The organism is Ruminococcus champanellensis 18P13 = JCM 17042 (genome assembly GCF_000210095.1).
Classification (GTDB): Bacteria; Bacillota; Clostridia; order Oscillospirales; family Ruminococcaceae; genus Ruminococcus_F; species Ruminococcus_F champanellensis.
In genome coordinates, this window is the sequence record NC_021039.1 from 182,785 (window position 1) to 185,040 (window position 2,256).

The 2,256-nt window shown below is 35.0% G+C and carries 3 protein-coding genes and 1 pseudogene; all 4 read left to right on the top strand.

Annotated elements, in window-relative coordinates; translation table 11 throughout:
- Positions 1 to 356 (top strand): annotated as a pseudogene (locus tag RUM_RS12520) (hypothetical protein); the annotation flags it as partial.
- A gap of 48 nt (positions 357 to 404) precedes the next feature.
- The gene (locus tag RUM_RS00860) at positions 405 to 980 is read left to right on the top strand and encodes a hypothetical protein (protein WP_147645528.1); all 576 of its coding nucleotides are present in this window, start codon (positions 405 to 407) and stop codon (positions 978 to 980) included.
- 18 nt (positions 981 to 998) lie between these two features.
- Positions 999 to 1,793 (top strand): hypothetical protein, encoded by a 795-nt coding sequence (locus tag RUM_RS00865; protein ID WP_015557343.1) that lies wholly within the window; start codon positions 999 to 1,001, stop codon positions 1,791 to 1,793.
- 19 nt (positions 1,794 to 1,812) lie between these two features.
- Positions 1,813 to 2,085, top strand: a complete 273-nt coding sequence (locus RUM_RS00870; RefSeq protein ID WP_015557344.1) for a hypothetical protein — start codon at positions 1,813 to 1,815, stop codon at positions 2,083 to 2,085.
- Positions 2,086 to 2,256 lie beyond the last annotated feature (171 nt).

Consider the following 2,256-nt stretch of genomic DNA (forward strand, 5'->3'; position numbering starts at 1 on the left):
CCCCAGAATACATATCAAAGTATAACATCACCGATATTAATAACGGTAATGTAAGCGCTGTTTCAAACAATCCTCAGTGTTGGTATAGGGATGCAATGTATTATTTTCACAAACTGTTAGACAAACATCCTGGCGCATTCAGCAACGATACAGCAAACGGAAATGTTAATAATAGATGGAGAATCGAATATGGTTTTAACCCTATAGTGGATAGACAGTTTGTTGATTATTTCGGAAAATACGAAGAGTGTATGGGCGAGATGCTAGACCATCATCATATCGGCAGGGATGGTCAATGTATAGCACTTCCTGAATCAATACACAGAGGAGTAAACGGAATTCATGATGCAGAATAACTATCAGGAGTAACTCCTATTGCGGAAAAACATTCTGAAATAGCTCAATTGGCACTTGATAGTGGATTCATTACATCAGGAAATGATGTCCATAGCCTTTTAGATAATACTGGAAAAACCAAAATGGACTATTTTGCTGAACTAAAAACGCCTGCAGAACTGTTTTCGGAATTTACTGATTATTTAGAAAGCAGATTGCCTTCAATGGAAAGTGATCTTGGGGTCGAGTTTGATGTAATCGAAGGCGGAGATTATCCGATGGCAATCAATGAATCAAATCATTCTGCCACAGCAACGATTACATATTGTGGTATCGAAATAGGCAGTGTTGTTGTATCAGATTGTTTGAATAAAGAATCTTTTTCTGATTCTCCAATCAGTTGGCTATTTTTGCCATTTGAAAATTTCTACGAGCTAGATATTTCGCTGGTTTCCATAAACGGGCTTGGAATAAATGGAGATTACGAAACACAGAAGGAACACCTCTATTTCATGAATCTTCAGAAAAAGGATTCGGAAAGAAATTACTATGATTACATATTTGAAACAGAAAGCACTGTTCTAATGTGTCTTTACACAGATAATAAACTGAATTCATTTACCTTAAAGATTAAGAACCAATAAGTATTTTAGGAGAAGATTATGAAAAAAATCCATTGTTTTAAATGTTATATAGCTATAATAAGTGTAATATTGTGCTGGGCATTATGGGGGTGTTCAACTTATAATTCTAGTGAAACAGAATATGTATCCGAAATTGCAACTTCAGACAGATCTGTATTGACTGAGCGTCAAAAACACATCTTGGCTGAAGAGTCACTTCCGACTGATTTAGACGAGCTCACAGCAAGTCAAAAGCGTGGCATTATGAATATCGAAAACGCTTTTTTGTATCTTGATGAAAAGTATCCCGGCATTGAATTCGATTATGTTTCACATTATCCGGCAGGCTTGATGGGCCAGGAGAAAACGGATTTTATTCCAAAAGGATACGATAAAGAAGATAGCCGGAATCTCATAACTGTTGAAAAAGACAGAAAAGGAATTTTCGATGACCGAAATGGTTATATGCTGGTCGCTGTGAGAGAAACAATGGAAAAAGTCATCACAGAATATGTGGAATCGTATTTCGGAGAAGGCAATGTTAAAGTGTATATTCATCCTTACTTAGCTGAAATGGAGTATGGTGACGAAATTAATGAAAATACTGTTAAAGATAAAGTAAAATCTACAGCAGTATTATTTGCCTCCGATGAATTATGTACCGAAACACAATTGGATGCTTTTTCAGATAACTATAAAAATGATGGGCATGATTTTGAATGTGAATTTAGAGCTACGATAATAAGAAAGAGCGATTTTGAAGGCTTAACATTCAATAATTGCGGAGATATGTATGATAGTGACCATATAATCTATGATATTGATATTGAATAATTAGATAGGAGATTTAATAATGACTTATTTTACAGCAGAAGAATTATGTATGATAGAAATGCTCACCTATTTTAATGAGGCAAGGAATGCTATTTATGGTGCAGTATCTTTATCGGTAACTGATAATAATACGTTTACTTACAAAACAGAAAACAAAACTATTGGTGAAATATTAAGTGAGTTTGATAGTGACAAAATAGCGATTCTAAAAAGTAATAACAGTATAATTGATACTAGTTATTTTATAAGCGGAAAAGAATGGGGGGCAGGTAATAGAATACATATTGAGTAATGCGAAAATATCAAGTCTGGTATACAAAGGTTCCTTTGATAGCGGAAGCATAACGCTTGGTTTGTGTTTTACAGATGGAGAGCCGAATTCTCAGGAGGCTATAGTTGCATTCCTTGGAACAGCTAATAGAAGAGAATGGCTCGATGATGTTGCTGCAGCTAAAATGGCTGA

What these genes read in the sequence shown, in the direction of transcription:
- RUM_RS00870 (WP_015557344.1), top strand. Translation starts at nt 1,813, where the DNA reads ATGACTTATTTTACAGCAGAAGAATTATGTATGATAGAAATGCTCACC.
- RUM_RS00865 (WP_015557343.1), top strand. Translation starts at nt 999, where the DNA reads ATGAAAAAAATCCATTGTTTTAAATGTTATATAGCTATAATAAGTGTA.